Source organism: Streptomyces sp. 840.1, assembly GCF_003751445.1.
In the GTDB taxonomy this organism is placed as follows: Bacteria; Actinomycetota; Actinomycetes; order Streptomycetales; family Streptomycetaceae; genus Streptomyces.
Genome location: NZ_RJUU01000003.1, coordinates 609,445 through 624,929, shown reverse-complemented (window position 1 = coordinate 624,929; position 15,485 = coordinate 609,445). Strand labels below are relative to the sequence as shown.

Genomic DNA, 15,485 nt, shown 5'->3' with positions numbered 1-15,485 from the left:
ATGCCCACCATCAACTTCCGTGACGTGAGCCGCGACTTCGCGGTCAAGGACGGCGACTTCCTGGCCCTGGACCGGGTCTCCCTCGATATCGACGACGGCGAGTTCGTCACCGTCGTCGGCCCCTCCGGCTGCGGCAAGAGCACCCTGATGAACATCGCCGCCGGACTCCTCGACGCCACCGGCGGCGAGGTCACCGTCGACGGCGTCCCCGTGCGCGGCCCCGCCCCCGAACGGGGCGTCATCTTCCAGCAGTACGCGCTCTTCCCGTGGATGACCGTCGCGGCCAACGTCGAGTACGGACTCAGGGTCGCGGGGGTCAAGAAGGCCGAGCGCCGCCGGCGGGCCCGCGAGGTCATCGAACTCGTCGGCCTCACCGATTTCGCGGACTCGCTGCCCAAAACCCTCTCCGGAGGCATGAAGCAGCGCTGCGCCATCGCCCGCGCCTACGCCGTGGACCCGAAGGTCCTCCTGATGGACGAACCCTTCGGCGCCCTCGACTCCCTCACCCGGGTCCGGATGCAGGAGTCGCTCCTCGACACCTGGGGCCGCGACCGGCGCACCGTCATGTTCATCACCCACGACGTGGACGAGGCGGTCTTCCTCGCCAACCGCGTCGTCGTCATGGCGGCCCGCCCCGGCCGCGTCCACACGGTCGTCCCGGTCACGCTGCCCTATCCGCGTACCGAGGAGCAGCGGCTGTCCCCGGAGTTCGCCGCGTTGCGTGCCCGGGTGTGGCACGCCGTCCACCACCAGCCCGCCCCGCTCGAAGGAATCGCGTCATGAAGTCGATCCGTGCCGTCGGCCGTCGTACGGCCGGCCTGTTCCTGGCCCTGGCGCTCGTGTCCGTCACCACCGGCTGCGGGGGCGGCTCCTCGTCGGATGCCGCGGACGGCGGACCGCGGAAGGTGAGGTTCGGCTACATCGCCGACTACAGCGGTTCCGTCGCGCTCGCCGTCGCCCAGAAGCGCGGACTGTGGAAGAAGGCGGGCCTCGCCCCCGAGCTGAAGGTCTTCACCAACGGCCCGCTCCAGGTCCAGGCACTCGGCTCCGGTGACCTGGACTTCGGCTACCTCGGCCCCGGCGCGCTGTGGCTGCCCGCCTCGGGCCGCGCCTCCATCGTCTCCGTCAACATGCTGGGCCTGGCCGACCGGGTCATCGCCCGGCCCGGCTCGGGCATCGAGAAGCCCGCCGACCTCAAGGGCCGGAAGGTGGCCGTCGCGGAGGGCACCTCGGGCGACATGATCCTCAACCTGGCGCTGCGCGAGGCCGGTCTGAAGCAGAGCGACGTCAAGAAGGTCGTCATGGACGCCTCGACCGTCGTCACGGCGTTCTCGTCCGGCCAGGTCGACGCGGCGGCCACCTGGTACCCGCTGATCGACACGATGAAGAAGAAGGTCCCCGGTCTCAAGGAGATCAGCCGGACCCAGGACTACTACCCGAAGCTGACCTTCCCGAATGTCTTTGTGACCCAGCCGAAGCTGGCCTCCGGGGACCCCGAACTCGTCAAGAAGGTGACCGGGGTGCTCAAGGAGGCCGGTGACTGGACCGAGGCACACCCCGAGGAGTCGGAGACCGTCACCGCCGACTTCCTGAAGCTGCCGGCCGGGCAGCTCAAGGGCTCCACCGACTACGTGAAGATCCTTCCCTCCGCCGAGCTGACGAAGCTCAGCGAGGACGGCACGGTCGACGGCTGGTTCGACGAACTCGCCGCCGTCTTCGGCCGGATGGGGAAGCTGCCCGATCCGGGCAAGGCCGAGGACTACTACCTCGGTGACCTGTACGCCGAAGCCGGAAAGGCGGACCGTTCATGACCGACTCCAACCGCTCCCGTGACTTGGGGGACCGCGGCGACGTGGCCGCCACCACTGGCGCCACCGCGCCGGGCGCCATGAGATCCGGCGCCCTTGGACGGCGCGGATTCCTCGCGGGGGCGGCCGGCCTGGCCGGTGCGGCCCTGCCCGCCCTCACCGCCACCGGTGCCGCCGCGAGCACCCCGGCGGCGGCCGGCGCCCCGCTCCGCGCTGCCTCCGGCGGCCGGGCACGGGCCACCGTGCTCTGGTGGGGCGCGGGCAGCGCCGAGTTCGCCGCCACCGAACTGCGCGACTACATCCGGCGGATCACCGGGGTCCGGCTGCCCCTGCGCGCCGTGACCGACCCCGGCGCGCCCGTCCCCGACGGTGTCACCGGGCTGGTGGCCCTGCGCGCGGGCACCGGCGGCGCGGCCACGATCGGCGCCGGCCGGCTCGCGGACGCCGGACGGGAACTCGACGGTGCGCCGGAGGACTCCTTCACGCTGCTGGGCGACGACACGCTCCTCCTGCTGACGGGGCGCGGCGACCGCGCGCCGCTGTACGCCGTGTACGCCCTCCTGGAGCGCGCCGGTGTGCGCTTCTTCGCCCCGGCCTTCCCCGCGTACGAGGGCCACCACGAGCGGATTCCGAGCAGCCGCACCCTCGACCTCCCCGCCGTGCGCCTCACCGACCGGCCGGGCTACGACCTGCGGCGCCAGTACGCCGAGGAGGGGTTCAGCCACACCGCCGCGAGCCTGCCCCCGCTGCTCGACTGGATGGCCAAGAACCGGCTGAACACCTTCGTCTACCCGACGGACTACCTGGGCCTCGGCGTCACCACGTACGACGGGGTGCGCGACGTGCTGGTCCGTGAGGCCGCCAAGCGCTCCCTCCGCATCGAGACCGGCGGTCACGGCTACGACAGCTTCCTGCCGAAGGCCGACTACCCGCAGTTCTACGAGTCCGGCGGTCCGGTCTTCGACATCTACAACCCGCAGGCCCTGGACGCGTACGTGACCGAGGTCGTCGCCTTCCTGCGGGAGCGGCCCGAGATCACGCTCTTCGACTGCTGGCCACCGGACGTCGGCGCCTTCCAGAAGCCCGTCCTCGACCGGTACGGCACCGCGTCCAACGCCGAGTCGGTGGTGGTCAACGAGCTCGCCCGGGTGCTGCGCGAGGAACTGCCCGGGGTCCGGGCCGAACGGATCGCGTACGCCTCCACCGTGCAGCCGCCCGGCCCCCAGTACCCCTGCGACCCCGAGGTGGTGGTGGACTTCGCCCCGTACGGCCGGAATTACGACGGTCACCTGGGCGATCCCTCGGTGGGCGCCAACACCGCTCTGGCGAAGGCGCTGCGGGCCTGGCGCTCCACCCACCGGGGCCCGCTCGCGATGTACGAGTACTACCGGCGGTACCGCTGGCGCAGCCTTCCGGTCCACCCGCTCACCACCATCGCGGCCGACGCCGTCCACGAGTCGGGGCTCGGTCTGAACGGCATCGGCATGTACAGCGAGCCGGGCGACTGGATCACCTACGAGCACGTCCAGTCCCTGGTCGCCGCGCTGGCCTGGGACAGCTCACTGGACGCGGGCGGCTACCTCGACGGCTACCTGGAGGCCCGGTTCGGCGCGGCCGGGGCCGGCGCGATGGGGCGCTACTACGAGCTGACGGCCCTGGACCCCGACACGCACGGGCCCGGTGTGCTCACCACGAACTACGGGCAGGCGCGGGCCGCCCTCCAGGAGGCGGCCGGCCGGGCGGAGGGCCCCGTGCCGCGCACCCTGCTCGACCGGCTGACCCGCAACCTGGACATCGCGCTGGCCGACATGAGGATCGGCCTGGCACCGGCAGGCAGCGCCGAACTGGACGCGGCGCGCCGGGAGTACCGGGCACTCGTGCACCGCAATCGGTTCAACGGCGTCTGCCTGCCCAACATGCAGGCCCGGGGGCGCTGGAACGGCCCCGGCAGCCAGTCGCCCTACGACGACGCCCGCATCCGCCAGGACGTCGTCGACACCTACGCGAGCCCTGCGGCCGGGTTCGGTGATCCGGGATTCCTGGTGCTCGAACGGGGCGGTGCCCCGGTGCCGCTCGACGTGGAGGCCCAGGACGTCGACTTCGCCGGCCACACCGTCCACTGGACGGCGACCGCGCCCGACGGTGTCGTCGTGGCACCGTCGAGCGGCACGCTGAAGGTGCGCGGCACCCGGGGCGCCGCCGCCCGGGTCGCCGTACGGGCCACCTCGGACGCGGCGGCCGGCGCTCACCCGGTCACGCTGGAGTTCCGCCTTGCCGACGGGACCCGGCTGGTCCCCTCCAGGGTGGAGACCGAAATCCGCTGACAGGCGCGGCGGCGCGGCGCCCGTCCTGTCCCGCCCCGGCATCCGGCCTAGGGCCTGTCTTCAAACTGCCGTCGTCGCCCGAAGGGCGGGCGGGCGGCGTCAGGTCGTGCTCTCGGCGTGCCGGCCCCAGGCCCCGGTACTGGACGTACCGGGGTCTGGGGCCGGTGCGGCGAGAGTGCGTGCGTGGCGTCGCCCGGCAGACGGCAGTTTGAGGACAGGCCCTAGGGGGACGGGACGGCCGTCCGCCGCCCCCGCCGGTTCCGCGTATCCCCGGCTCAGCTGTAGAGCCTGGCCACGAACGCGGAGAGGTTGGCCGAGGTGCGGGCGATCTGCTCCTCCACCGTCAGCGACTCCTTGAACCGGGCGCCCGACGGCACGGCCTTCTTCCCCCGGACGTAGAGCGAGCAGGCCAGATCGGTGCACATGTACAGGCCGACCGAATTCCCCTCGCGCCCCGCCTGCCCGGACTTGCGGGCGGTCATCAGGGACACCCCGCTGCCGGGGTGTGTGGTCAGACAGAGCGAGCACATGCTCCGGTGCAGGAAGCCGCGCTGCTGGGAGGGGAAGCGGAGCGTGATGCCGGCCGTCCTGCCCTCGTGCTCGGTGACGATGTAGCTGCGCCCGGGAGCGGACAGGTCACGCCAGCCGAGGAAGTCCAGATCCTCCCACGGCAGCTCCTCGAAATCGCGGGGGAGCGGCAGACGCTTGGCTTCCCCCTTGGAGCAGTTGACGAACGATGTGCGGATGTCCTGTTCGGTCACGGCCTTCATGACATCGACGCTAACTCTGCCTATGACCCCTAGGCAAATGAATAACTGATTTAGGGGTTCACCTGTGTGGCCTCGGGCAATACGGTCAGCTTATGGGCAGGCGGGTGCGCGATGCCGAGATCGGGGCGCCAGGCCGCGAGGATCTGTGCCGAGGGGTCGAACAGCGGCGTCGGCAGCTCCTCGGGCCGGGTCCACCGCCAGGCGCTGATGAGATGGGGTTCGGTGACCTGGGGGCTGCCCGACTCCACCGTGACCAGGGCGGCCATGGTCACCCGGTTGATGCCGCCGGCCACGTCGTGCAGCATCGCGAAGACGCCCATGTCGCCCTCGGGAACCTCCAGACCCGTCTCCTCGCGGAGCTCGCGCACGGCCGCCGCCGCGATCGACTCGTGCGTCGGATCGACCTTCCCGCCCGGCAGCTCCCAGCTGCCGCTGTGGTGCCGGCCGAGCAGGACGCGCCCCTGCGTGTCCCGCACGATCACGCCGACCCCCAGGGCGGCCTGCGCCTGCGGCGGCCGGGAGTTGCGGTCCGGGATGCGCGTCGTCTCGCTGTCCATGTCTGTCTGCTCCTGGGGCTGGTCGGCGGCCGGTGACCGCCATGGGGCGCCGAGCCTACGGGCGGGGACCGGGGTGCTGCGGTCAGCCGGCCAGCCGCAGGGACGTGGGTGAGATGCCGAGCCGTACCGTCTGCCCCCAGGTCAGCTCCAGCGCGTCCGCCTCCATCCCGTCGCCGAAGACCACCACCCGGTCCGACTCCACGGTCAGCCGCAGCCCCTGCCCGCGCCCCAGCTCGCCCGAGACCAGTGAGGTGCCGGTGACCGGGGACGGCCAGGCCTCCCGGACGAACCAGAGCAGCCGGGAGTCGGTGGGCGCCGGCAGGGCGAGCGGGCTGCGGCGTTCCTGCCACAGGGAGCGCAGCCAGCCGGTGGCGCCGGTGCCGGTCCCGACCAGGACGCCGGAGGAGGCCTGGGACTCGGCGGGGGAGTCGTCGGGGCCGAGCCGGTAGCGGGCTGTCTGGTGCCCCGGCGGGCCGAGGTAGATCTCGTTGAGTGCCAGCAGCCGCTGGGTGTCATCGGCCACCGCCTCCACCATGGTCAGCTCGTCCACCGCGCCGCCCGGTGCCACGGCCGCCCGCAGCAGCGCGGCCGCGTCGGCGGGCCGGTGGCGGACCAGGACCCCGGGATTGCGCCCGGGATCGGTGTCGATGCCGACGACCGGCTGGCCGCAGAGGTACTTGGCGGCGTTGGCGACCAGGCCGTCCTGGCCGACCACGACCACCACGTCCTCGGGCGCGAAGAGGAACCGGTCCAGGTCCTGGCGCTCCACCCGGGACTGCCGCCACTGCAGCGGAACGGCCGCCGCCACATCGCTGAGCGCCTGCCGGGTCCGCTCGTGCCGCCGGGCGACCTCCTCGATGGACCGGCCCCGGCTCGTCAGGAAGAACGCCGCCTGGCCGTGGGTGCCGTGCCGCGCGAGCAGTTCCTCGTACTCGGTGGTGCGGTGGACCAGGACCGCTCGCGGCGCCAGGCTCACGCCCGGCTCTCCGGGGCGGGCCGGCCGAGCTTGGTGAGCAGGCCGGTGAGGACGTCGGGCGAGAGGGTGAGGCTGTCGATGCGCGGCAGGTTCTCCGCGAGCCGGGTGGCGGCCAGGGCGTGCAGCGTCGCGGCCTCCACCTCCCCGTGCACCCGCAGCCAGGCCGCCTGGGACTCGGCACGTGCCGCGCCGACCTCGCGGGCCGATTCGGCCTCGGCGCGGGCGAGGCGCACCTTGCGCGCGGCCTCGGCCTCGGCGCGCACGCCGTCGGCCGCCGCGTTCTCCTCGGCCTCGCGGCGGGTGTTCGTACCGCGCTGCTCGACCAACTGCTCCTCGCGGCGGGCGAGCTCGATCTGGCTGGCCAGCTCGTTCTCCGCGATGGTCCGCTCGCGCTCGACGGCCACGGCCCGCCGCTCGTACGTCGCGCGGTCGGCCTCCTGCTGGATCTGCTCACGGGCGGGGGTGCGCAGGGCCCGTTCCACCTCGGCCTCGGGCCGGATGGCGACGACGCGCACGGCCACCACCTCGATCCCGGTGGCGGGCAGCCGGGGCTCGGCGGCCAGGCCTGCGGCGACCCGCTCGCGCACGGCGGCCACGCCGTCGACGAGTGCGCCGGCCAGCGGGGTGCGGGCCAGCACGTCCAGGGTGTGCTGCTGGGCCGTCTCGGTGAGCAGCGTCGCGATCTGCTCCAGCGGGGCGCCGCGCCAGACGCCGGTGTCCGGGTCGACGGAGAAGTCCAGGCGCGCGGCGGCCTCGGCCGGATCGCTGATGCGGTACGTCACGGTGGCCTGCACGGTGACGTCCTGGAAGTCGGCGGTGCGGGCGTGGAAGGCCATGGCCAGCTCGCGGTCGTTGACCGGCACCTCGGAGAGCGCGGCGCTGAGCGACCGGTACCAGAAGCTCAGCCCTGCCCCGTCGTGGGCGAGCAGGCCGCGCTTGTGGTGGCGGATGTGGGCCGTGGGCGCGGAGCGCAGATGGCGCCAGCCGAAGCGCCTGGTGATGTCGGCCATGATGGGACCCCCTCGTTCTCGTCATTGAGACGATAAAGGGAGCGAGGTCATATCGTCAAGAGGACGAGAAGGGGGATTCCGGCCTGATCCAAACGGAAGGCCCCAGTGGTGCGGGCGTACGAAAGCGGGCGGCCGGTGACTTCCGAAGAAGTCACCGGCCGCCCGGAGGTGCGCCGCCCCCGTCCCCACGGTGCGGCGCGAGCGGGCCGTCGTCATCCGCTGGGGCGACGGCCCACGTCTGTCACGACCCGGACGCGTGGGCGTCCAGGCCGAGTGCGGGAAGGACGGCGCCCTCCACGAAGCGGACCAGGAAGGTCTCGTCCGCCACGGCGCCCTCCAGCAGGGGCCGGGCGCGCATCACGCCGAGCAGCTGTGCGGAGACGAACTCCGTGGCGGGGTTGTCCGCCGCCACTTCGCCACGCTCCACACCGCGCCTGACCATGGCGTCCAGTGCCGCAAGTTCCGGCAGGATCAGCGCCTCGCGCAGCGCGCACAGCAGTTCGGGGCTCTGTAGTGCGGCATGGCTCAGGGCCAGCATCAGCGTGGTGTCGCGCCCCGAACCCTCACCGATGGCCTTGGCCGCCGCACGCAGGTCTCCCGCCAGCGTGCCCGTGTCGATCCTCGGCAGCAGCCCGCGCCGGGTGCCGTGCAGGGCGGCGACGACCAGCTCCGGCTTGGAGCCCCACTGCCGGTAGAGCGTGGACTTGCCGCAGCGTGACCGGGAGGCGACGCCCTCCATGGTGAGCGACTCGTAGCCGCTCTCCCTGAGCATGTCGAGGACTGCCGTGTAGAGCTCCTGGGCCCGCTCCGGTGTGATCTTCGACCGGCGTGGCGCGGGGGCCGACTCCTGCTCGGTTTCCTGCGACGACATGCGCGTTCCCTCTCTGCGACTCTGCGACGAGGTCCATCGATACGCCAGTGTACCGATACGCGAGTGTTCCGATACGCTCCCGTATCGGTACACTGGCGTATCGATACGGCATGGGCTGGTCCATGCCGCCGTAACACCGCTTCGTCAGCAAAGGGGCACCGGGTGATGTTCGCCGGTAGCAGGCCCGCAGATCAGGAGCCGGACAGCGCTGCCCGACCGCCCCTCGTCCGCGAGCTTCTTCTCGTCGCAGGACTCTTCGTGATCTACAAGTTCGGCCGCCAGGCGGCCAACGGTCACGTCGATGAGGCGTTCCACAACGCCACACACGTCTGGGACCTCGAACGCGCGGCACACCTGCCCGGTGAGGGAGCCGTGCAGGGGCTGCTGCTCCACAACGAGATGCTGATCCACCTGGCGAACACCTACTACGCCACCGTGCACTTCCCGGCCACCCTGCTCTTCCTCGGCTGGCTGTACTGGCGCCGCCCGCACCACTACGTCTGGTCGCGCCGCATCCTCGCCGTCCTCACCGGCGCCGCACTCGCCCTGCATCTGGTCTTCCCGCTCGCCCCGCCCCGGCTGCTCGCCGCGACCGGGCTCGTGGACACCGGGCAGGTGTACGGGCCCACGGTCTACGGGTCGACGCCCGCCACCGACTCGATGGCGAACCAGTTCGCGGCGATGCCCTCACTGCACTTCGGCTGGGCGGTCATGGTCGGCGTCGGCCTCGTCGTCGCCACCCGCTCGCGGTGGCGCTGGCTGTGGCTGCTGCACCCGGCGATCACCCTGTTCGTGATAGTCGGCACCGCCAACCACTACTGGCTCGACTCGATCGTGGTCGCCGCACTGCTCTCGGTGGCCTTCGCCGCCCTGCGCCTGCCGCGCACGGGGCCGGCCCGGCCCCACATCCCCTGGCCGGCCGCCTCGGCCGCCTCGGCCGGCTCCTACGCCACCGGCCCGTACGCCGCCCCCGCGCGGGCGGGCGGCGCCTCCTCGTCCTACGCCGCGTCCGGAGCCGGACGATGAACGCCACCCTGATCGCCGTCGCGCTCTCCCTGGTCTCCGCCGCCGCGTACGCCTCGGCCGCGGTCGCGCAGGCACGGCTCGCCGGACGCACCGCACCCGGCGCCGGAACGCTCCGGCTGCTCGCGCACGGGGCGTGGTGGTCGGCCGTCGGGCTGAACGCCGGCGGCGCGCTGCTGCACGTCGCCGCGCTCAAGTACGGCCCGCTCACCCTCGTCCAGCCGCTCGGCGCCCTCACCCTGGTCGCCGCCGTCCCGCTGGGCGCCCGCGCGGCCGGCCGCCGCGTCTCCACGACCGAGTGGCGCGGCACCCTCCTCACCCTGCTCGGCCTCGGCGCCCTGCTGACGACCTCGGGGGGCTCCGCCCCGCACGAGACCCTCAGCCTGGTCGAGGCACTGGCGGTGGGCGCCGGAACCATGGCGGTCGTCGCCGGCCTCAGCCGCCCCGGCGCCCGCCCGGGACTGCGGCACGCGGCGGCCTCCGGCATCACCTCCGGCGTCGCCTCCGCGCTCACCCAGACACTCACGGTCGCCGTCACCGACCACACCACGGGCCCGCTGTTCAGCTGGCGCCTGGTCGTCGTCGCGACCCTCGTCTCGGCCTTCGCGATGGGCGGGCTGCTGCTCTCCCAGACGGCCTACCGAGGCGGCCTCGGCGCACCGCTCGCCGTGGTCACCCTCGCCAACCCCGTCGCCGCGGCGGCCATCGGCCTCGCCCTGCTGGGGGAGCGCCTCCAGGGCGGCACCATCAGCCTGTTCGCCGCGCTGCTGGGCGCGGCCGCCGCGACCCGCGGAGTGTTCCTGCTCAGCCGCGCCCAGGCCGGGGCGGCGCCCGTCGCCGCGCCGCTGCCCGCCGCGCCCGCACCGGGCGTCCCCGTACCGTCGAGGGTGGTCATCAGGAGCCCGCGCGGCCTCCGCCCGGAACACGGGCACCTCCGCAGGATCAGGGCCGGCCGGTCCTGATCCTGCGGCGAAGCCCCCGGGCACGGGGTGCGAGCCGCAGCCCTGAGCGCTGCGGCCGGCCCGGCTACCGCGGCAGCGGCGGCGCCGCCGGGACGGCGTCATCATCCAGCGCACGGGTCAGCCAGCCGATCCAGAAGCTCTCCAGATCGATGCCTCCGCGCAGCACCAGATGCCTCAGCCGGTCCTCGGCGGAGGTGCGCTCCGGCGGGAAGTCCCGCTCCTCGATCTCCAGATACTCCGCGAGCTGCCGCCGGTGCAACGCCAGATGACGGCGCAGCTCCGCGTCGAGACCGGGCGCCCCGACGACCGCCGCCGCCCGCATCCGCAGCAGCAGCGGGTCCCGGACCTGCCTCGGGTCCTCCGGGCGGGCCACCCACGCCGACAGCTCCTCGCGGCCCGCCGGCAGTACCTCGTACTCCTTCTTCTGCCCCCGGGCCGGCTGGGCCGGTACGAGCGCCCTGATCTGCCCGGCCCGCTCCAGCTTTCCCAGCTCACGGTAGATCTGCTGGTGGGTGGCCGACCAGAAGTAGCCGATCGACCGGTCGAACCTGCGGGTCAGCTCCAGCCCCGACGAAGGCTTTTCGAGGAGGGCGGTGAGGATCGCGTGCGGGAGTGACATGGGGTGCATCCTAGAGACGGCCGGCCGGCTGCCCGGCCGGCCCCGGGGTGCCAGGTCAGAGCGAGGCGGCGAGTTCGGTGCCCTGGCGGATCGCCCTCTTGGCGTCCAGCTCGGCCGCGACGTCCGCGCCGCCGATGAGATGCGCCGGACGGCCTGCGGCGAGCAGTTCCTCGTACAGGTCCCGGCGGGGCTCCTGGCCCGCGCAGAGCACGATCGTGTCGACCGGCAGCAGGTGCCGCTCGCCGTCGACCGTCACGTGCAGGCCCTCGTCGTCGATCCGGTCGTAGCCGACTCCCGCGAGCATCGTGACGCCGCGGTGGCGGAGCTCCGTGCGGTGGATCCAGCCCGTCGTCTTCCCGAGCCCGGCGCCGACCTTGCTCGCCTTGCGCTGGAGCAGATGGACCGTGCGCGGAGCCTTCGGGCGCTCGGCGGTGCCGAGCCCGCCCCGCTCCCGGTACTCGGTGTCGACGCCCCACTGCCGGAAGAACACCTCCGGATCCAGGCTCGCCGAGTCCCCGCCGTCCGTCAGGAACTCGGCCACGTCGAAGCCGATCCCGCCCGCCCCGACGAGCGCCACCCGCTCGCCCACCGGCGCCCCGTGGCGCAGGACGTCGAGGTAGCTGACCACGCTGGGGTGGTCCACGCCGGGGATCGCCGGCGTGCGCGGGGTGACCCCGGTGGCCAGGACGACCTCGTCGAAGCCGTCGAGCTGCTCCGAGGTGGCCGCGGTGCCGAGCCGGAGCTCGACCCCCTCCTCCGTCAGCCGGGTACGGAAGTAGCGCAGCGTCTCGTTGAACTCCTCCTTGCCCGGCACCCGGCGCGCCACGTTGAGCTGGCCGCCGATCTCGTCCGCCGCCTCGAACAGCGTCACCGCGTGCCCGCGCTCCGCCGCCGTCACGGCACAGGCGAGGCCGGCCGGACCGGCACCGACGACCGCGACCCGCTTACGGGTGCGCGTCGGCGACAGGATGAGTTCCGTCTCGTGGCACGCCCTCGGATTGACCAGGCAGGAGGTGACCTTGCCGCTGAAGATGTGGTCAAGACAGGCCTGGTTGCAGCCGATGCAGGTGTTGATCGCGTCGGCGCGGCCCTCGCCCGCCTTGACGACGAAGTCCGGGTCCGCCAGGAACGGCCGGGCCATCGACACCATGTCCGCGCGCCCCGCCGCCAGGATCTCCTCCGCGACCTCCGGGGTGTTGATCCGGTTGCTCGTCACCAGCGGTACGGAGACGGCGCCGCGCACCTTCTGGGTCACCCACGTGAAGGCCCCGCGCGGCACCGACGTCGCGATGGTCGGGATACGTGCCTCGTGCCAGCCGATGCCGGTGTTGATGATCGTCGCACCGGCCGCCTCGATCTCCCGGGCGAGGTGTACGACCTCCTCCAGCGAGGATCCGCCGGGCACCAGGTCCAGCATCGACAGCCGGTAGATCAGGATGAAGTCGCTGCCGACCCGCTCACGGACCCGGCGCACGATCTCGACCGGGAAGCGGATGCGGTTCTCGTAGCAGCCGCCCCAGCGGTCGTCGCGGTGGTTGGTCGCGGCGGCGATGAACTCATTGATCAGGTAGCCCTCGGAGCCCATGATCTCGACGCCGTCGTAACCCGCGCGCTGCGCCAGCGCGGCCGCCGTGACGAAGTCCTCGATCGTCGACTCGACCTCGTCGTCGCTGAGTGCGTGCGGGGTGAACGCGCTGATGGGTGCCTGGACGGCGCTCGGCGCCACCAGGCCCGGGTGGTGCGCGTAACGCCCGAAGTGCAGGATCTGCATGGCGATCCGGCCGCCCGCCTCGTGCACCGCCGAGGTCACCCGGGCGTGCTGCGCTGCCTCCGCCTCCGTGGCCATCCTGGCGCCGCCGGGGAACGTGCAGCCCGCGTCGTTCGGCGCGATGCCGCCGGTGACCATCAGGCCCACGCCGCCCCGGGCGCGGGCGGCGTAGAACGCGGCCATGCGCTCGAAGCCGTGCTCGGCCTCTTCCAGGCCGATGTGCATCGACCCCATCAGGACCCGGTTCGGGAGGGTGGTGAACCCGAGGTCGAGCGGGCTCAGCAGATGCGGGTACGGGCTCATGCGGCGGCTCCTCGCGCAGTGTCGTCGCACCAGTTCTAGAGCACCGGGACGCCATTGTGCAACAAGTTGCACAATGGCGAACGTCGCACTGTGTCACGGGTCACGTGCCCTGCGGCGGTGCCCCGGACGGCGTAACAACGTGCCCCCTCGGGGCGCGGCGGCGCCGAGAGTGGACCCGTACCGCACCTGAGGTCCGTCAGTCCGCGGCGGGCCCCCGAAACCTCCCCGGAGAACCTCATGGGCAGCGTGAACCGTCGTGACCTCGGCCTGCTTCTCCTGCGTGTCGGGACCGGCGCGGTGCTGGCCGCGCACGGCAGCCAGAAACTGGCCGGCTGGTTCGGCGGCGGAGGCATCGAGGGCACCACCGCGGCGATGGAGGCGATGGGCTTCCACCCGTCGAAGCACAGCGCCGTCGCGGCGGGACTCGGCGAGGCCGGCGGCGGCGTCCTGCTGGCCCTGGGCCTCGCCACCCCGGCGGCCGGGGCGGCGGCGGCCGGCGCGATGGCGGGAGCCGTGGCCGTCCACGCGCCCGCGGGATTCTTCGCGCAGGGCGGCGGTTACGAGTACCCGGCCTTCCTCGGGTTCACCGCTGCCGCGATCGGACTCACCGGCCCCGGCCGCTACTCCGTGGACCAGGCCACCTGTCATGTGTTCAACCGGCCCTGGACGGTGGCTCTGGCCTTCGCGGGCGGCGCGGTAGCGGCGGCCGCCGTCGTCGGCAGGCGGGCCAAGGGACAGGTGGCGGCGGCTCCGGCCGACCCCGACCTCGAAGAGTTCTGATCCGGCGGGGCTCCTGATCCGGCAGGGTCCCCTGCCTGCCTGCCGGGTCAGTTCGACGGTCTGCCGCGGCCGCCCTTCGCCGCCGCGACGAGTGCGGACACCGTGGCCAGTTTGACCCTCGGGCGGCCCTGCTCGCGGCCGCCCGCCAGCTCGGCCCGTTCGATGGCCGCCAGCCCCCGGGCGTCCACGACATCGCGGCCGCGGCTCCGGGCGAGGCGTTGGAACGCCCTGGGCGAGGGAGCGGGGGAGGGCAGTACGCCTGCGACGGCGTCCGCCAGGAGGCTGCCCACGGTCTCGGCGGCGCAGGTGCGATTGGCCCCGATGCCGCCCGACGGGCCCCGCTTGATCCAGCCGACGACGTACGTCGCCGGCAGGCCCGTCACCCGGCCGCCCTCGTGCGGGACGGTCCCGGTCGTCTCGTTGAAGGGCAGCCCCGGCACCGGCAGGCCGCGGTATCCGATCGCCCGCAGGAACAGGCCCGCCGGTATCTCCCGCCGGCCCCCGGCGCACGTCACCCGCACTGCCTCGACGTGGTCCCGGCCGAGCAATTCCACCGGGGCCGTGTGGAAGCGGAGGACGATGCGCCGTCCGGCGGCGGGGGAGGGCGACCGGCCGGCCGTCTCCCGGGGCACGTCCCGCAGGAGCGCGGCCTTCTCGCCCGGCGCGGCGCTGTCGATCGCCGTACCGGTCCTCGGGTCGCTGTCGTCGACTACCAGTTCCACACCCGGCAGGTGCTTGAGGGCGAGCAGCTCGGAGGCGGTGCAGGCGAGGTGTTCCGGGCCGCGCCGCCCCAGCAGCACCACCTCGCGCACCTGCGATCCCCGCAGGGCCGCCAGCGCGTGACCGGCGATGTCCGTGGCGGCCAGGGCGGCCGGATCAGTGACGAGGATGCGCACGACGTCGAGCGCGACGTTGCCGTTCCCGGCGACGACCACCCGGTCCGCCGTCAGGGCGACGGTCTCCGGCGGCGTTTCCGGGTGGGCGTTGTACCAGGACACGAACGAGGTGGCCGAGATGCTGCCCGGCAGGTCCTCGCCCGGAATGCCGAGCCGCCGGGCGGTGGAGGCGCCGACCGCGTAGATCACCGCGTCGTGGTGCGCGGCGAGCTCCTGCGCGGTGATGTCCCGGCCCACCTCGACGCCCAGGGTCATCCGTACCCGGGGGTGCGCGTGGAAGCGCGCGAAGGTCTCGCCCGCCTTCCTCGTCGCCGGGTGGTCGGGCGCGACGCCGTACCGGACGAGGCCGCCCGCCACCGGCAGCCGGTCCACCAGTGTGACCTCGGCGTTGGTGTGCAGCAGCAGGTCCTCCGCTGCGTACATCCCGGCCGGCCCGGTGCCCACGACCGCCACCCGGAGCGGCGCGAAGTCGGACGGCAGGCTGCGCGGGAACGCGGGCTCGCCCCAGGCGTGGAAGTTCGGTCCGGCGACCGGCTCCGGCTCCCGGTCCCCGAAGTAGGCGGCGTTGATCGCGGCGTACTCCTTGTGCGCCCCGAAGAGGCTGTCCACCGGGACGACGGCGTCGACCGGGCAGGCATCCGCGCAGGCGCCGCAGTCTATGCAGGTCGCCGGATCGACGTAGAGCATCTCGGTGCTGCCGAAGTCCGGTTCCTCCGGCGTCGGGTGAATGCAGTTGACGGGGCACACGGCGACGCAGGTGGCATCGCTGCAGCAGGTCTGGGTGATGGCGTAGGTCATCTCGTCATCTCGTCGGCTCG

14 protein-coding genes are annotated in these 15,485 nt (G+C 73.1%); 6 read left to right on the top strand and 8 right to left on the bottom strand.

Features of this window, described 5'->3' with window-relative positions; genetic code table 11:
* The 3 genes from EDD93_RS35240 to EDD93_RS35230 are packed head-to-tail and all read left to right on the top strand — an operon-like array spanning position 1 to position 4,132.
* Positions 1 to 783 (top strand): ABC transporter ATP-binding protein, encoded by a 783-nt coding sequence (locus EDD93_RS35240; RefSeq protein WP_123530355.1) that lies wholly within the window; start codon positions 1 to 3, stop codon positions 781 to 783.
* Positions 780 to 1,811 carry an aliphatic sulfonate ABC transporter substrate-binding protein gene (locus EDD93_RS35235; RefSeq protein ID WP_123530353.1) on the top strand — a complete coding sequence of 344 codons (1,032 nt, stop codon included), beginning with the start codon at positions 780 to 782 and terminating at the stop codon, positions 1,809 to 1,811. The genes EDD93_RS35240 and EDD93_RS35235 overlap by 4 nt, the downstream gene beginning before the upstream one ends.
* The gene (locus tag EDD93_RS35230) at positions 1,808 to 4,132 is read left to right on the top strand and encodes a DUF4838 domain-containing protein (RefSeq protein WP_260256098.1); all 2,325 of its coding nucleotides are present in this window, start codon (positions 1,808 to 1,810) and stop codon (positions 4,130 to 4,132) included. Before EDD93_RS35235 ends, EDD93_RS35230 begins: the two co-directional genes overlap by 4 nt.
* A gap of 275 nt (positions 4,133 to 4,407) precedes the next feature.
* Here the strand turns inward: EDD93_RS35230 and EDD93_RS35220 are convergent, their stop codons facing one another.
* The 5 genes from EDD93_RS35220 to EDD93_RS35200 all read right to left on the bottom strand — a co-directional run bounded on the left by EDD93_RS35220 (position 4,408) and on the right by EDD93_RS35200 (position 8,316).
* Positions 4,408 to 4,902: an FBP domain-containing protein gene (locus EDD93_RS35220; RefSeq protein WP_123530351.1), complete on the bottom strand. Its 495-nt coding sequence runs from the start codon at positions 4,900 to 4,902 to the stop codon at positions 4,408 to 4,410.
* Positions 4,903 to 4,952: 50 nt separating this feature from the next.
* Positions 4,953 to 5,459, bottom strand: coding sequence for an NUDIX hydrolase (locus EDD93_RS35215; protein ID WP_123530349.1), 507 nt, complete (start codon positions 5,457 to 5,459; stop codon positions 4,953 to 4,955).
* A gap of 82 nt (positions 5,460 to 5,541) precedes the next feature.
* Positions 5,542 to 6,435 (bottom strand): NAD(+)/NADH kinase, encoded by an 894-nt coding sequence (locus EDD93_RS35210; RefSeq protein ID WP_123530348.1) that lies wholly within the window; start codon positions 6,433 to 6,435, stop codon positions 5,542 to 5,544.
* Entirely contained in the window at positions 6,432 to 7,445 is a 1,014-nt protein-coding gene (locus tag EDD93_RS35205; RefSeq protein WP_123530346.1) for an SPFH domain-containing protein, read from the bottom strand. Before EDD93_RS35205 ends, EDD93_RS35210 begins: the two co-directional genes overlap by 4 nt.
* 241 nt (positions 7,446 to 7,686) lie before the next feature.
* Positions 7,687 to 8,316: a TetR/AcrR family transcriptional regulator gene (locus EDD93_RS35200; protein WP_123530344.1), complete on the bottom strand. Its 630-nt coding sequence runs from the start codon at positions 8,314 to 8,316 to the stop codon at positions 7,687 to 7,689.
* 165 nt (positions 8,317 to 8,481) lie between these two features.
* Between EDD93_RS35200 and EDD93_RS35195 the strand changes: the two genes are divergently transcribed.
* Positions 8,482 to 9,342 (top strand): phosphatase PAP2 family protein, encoded by an 861-nt coding sequence (locus tag EDD93_RS35195; protein ID WP_398906193.1) that lies wholly within the window; start codon positions 8,482 to 8,484, stop codon positions 9,340 to 9,342.
* The gene (locus tag EDD93_RS35190; RefSeq protein WP_123530340.1) at positions 9,339 to 10,301 is read left to right on the top strand and encodes a hypothetical protein; all 963 of its coding nucleotides are present in this window, start codon (positions 9,339 to 9,341) and stop codon (positions 10,299 to 10,301) included. Before EDD93_RS35195 ends, EDD93_RS35190 begins: the two co-directional genes overlap by 4 nt.
* 64 nt (positions 10,302 to 10,365) lie before the next feature.
* Here EDD93_RS35190 and EDD93_RS35185 read toward each other — a convergent pair whose 3' ends face one another.
* A complete protein-coding gene (locus EDD93_RS35185) occupies positions 10,366 to 10,920 on the bottom strand; it encodes a PadR family transcriptional regulator (RefSeq protein WP_123530338.1) in 555 nt (184 codons plus the stop codon).
* 55 nt (positions 10,921 to 10,975) lie between these two features.
* Positions 10,976 to 12,991, bottom strand: a complete 2,016-nt coding sequence (locus EDD93_RS35180) for an NADPH-dependent 2,4-dienoyl-CoA reductase (protein ID WP_123530336.1) — start codon at positions 12,989 to 12,991, stop codon at positions 10,976 to 10,978.
* Positions 12,992 to 13,228: 237 nt separating this feature from the next.
* Between EDD93_RS35180 and EDD93_RS35175 the strand changes: the two genes are divergently transcribed.
* The gene (locus EDD93_RS35175; protein ID WP_123530334.1) at positions 13,229 to 13,771 is read left to right on the top strand and encodes a DoxX family membrane protein; all 543 of its coding nucleotides are present in this window, start codon (positions 13,229 to 13,231) and stop codon (positions 13,769 to 13,771) included.
* 47 nt (positions 13,772 to 13,818) lie between these two features.
* Here the strand turns inward: EDD93_RS35175 and EDD93_RS35170 are convergent, their stop codons facing one another.
* Entirely contained in the window at positions 13,819 to 15,465 is a 1,647-nt protein-coding gene (locus tag EDD93_RS35170) for an FAD-dependent oxidoreductase (RefSeq protein ID WP_123530332.1), read from the bottom strand.
* Positions 15,466 to 15,485: the final 20 nt, after the last annotated feature.

Coding starts and splice junctions, on each gene's coding strand:
- EDD93_RS35220 (WP_123530351.1), bottom strand. CDS start 4,902: ATGAAGGCCGTGACCGAACAGGACATCCGCACATCGTTCGTCAACTGC.
- EDD93_RS35195 (WP_398906193.1), top strand. CDS start 8,482: ATGTTCGCCGGTAGCAGGCCCGCAGATCAGGAGCCGGACAGCGCTGCC.
- EDD93_RS35185 (WP_123530338.1), bottom strand. CDS start 10,920: ATGTCACTCCCGCACGCGATCCTCACCGCCCTCCTCGAAAAGCCTTCG.
- EDD93_RS35215 (WP_123530349.1), bottom strand. CDS start 5,459: ATGGACAGCGAGACGACGCGCATCCCGGACCGCAACTCCCGGCCGCCG.
- EDD93_RS35205 (WP_123530346.1), bottom strand. CDS start 7,445: ATGGCCGACATCACCAGGCGCTTCGGCTGGCGCCATCTGCGCTCCGCG.
- EDD93_RS35200 (WP_123530344.1), bottom strand. CDS start 8,316: ATGTCGTCGCAGGAAACCGAGCAGGAGTCGGCCCCCGCGCCACGCCGG.
- EDD93_RS35170 (WP_123530332.1), bottom strand. CDS start 15,465: ATGACCTACGCCATCACCCAGACCTGCTGCAGCGATGCCACCTGCGTC.
- EDD93_RS35175 (WP_123530334.1), top strand. CDS start 13,229: ATGGGCAGCGTGAACCGTCGTGACCTCGGCCTGCTTCTCCTGCGTGTC.
- EDD93_RS35240 (WP_123530355.1), top strand. CDS start 1: ATGCCCACCATCAACTTCCGTGACGTGAGCCGCGACTTCGCGGTCAAG.
- EDD93_RS35180 (WP_123530336.1), bottom strand. CDS start 12,991: ATGAGCCCGTACCCGCATCTGCTGAGCCCGCTCGACCTCGGGTTCACC.
- EDD93_RS35230 (WP_260256098.1), top strand. CDS start 1,808: ATGACCGACTCCAACCGCTCCCGTGACTTGGGGGACCGCGGCGACGTG.
- EDD93_RS35190 (WP_123530340.1), top strand. CDS start 9,339: ATGAACGCCACCCTGATCGCCGTCGCGCTCTCCCTGGTCTCCGCCGCC.
- EDD93_RS35235 (WP_123530353.1), top strand. CDS start 780: ATGAAGTCGATCCGTGCCGTCGGCCGTCGTACGGCCGGCCTGTTCCTG.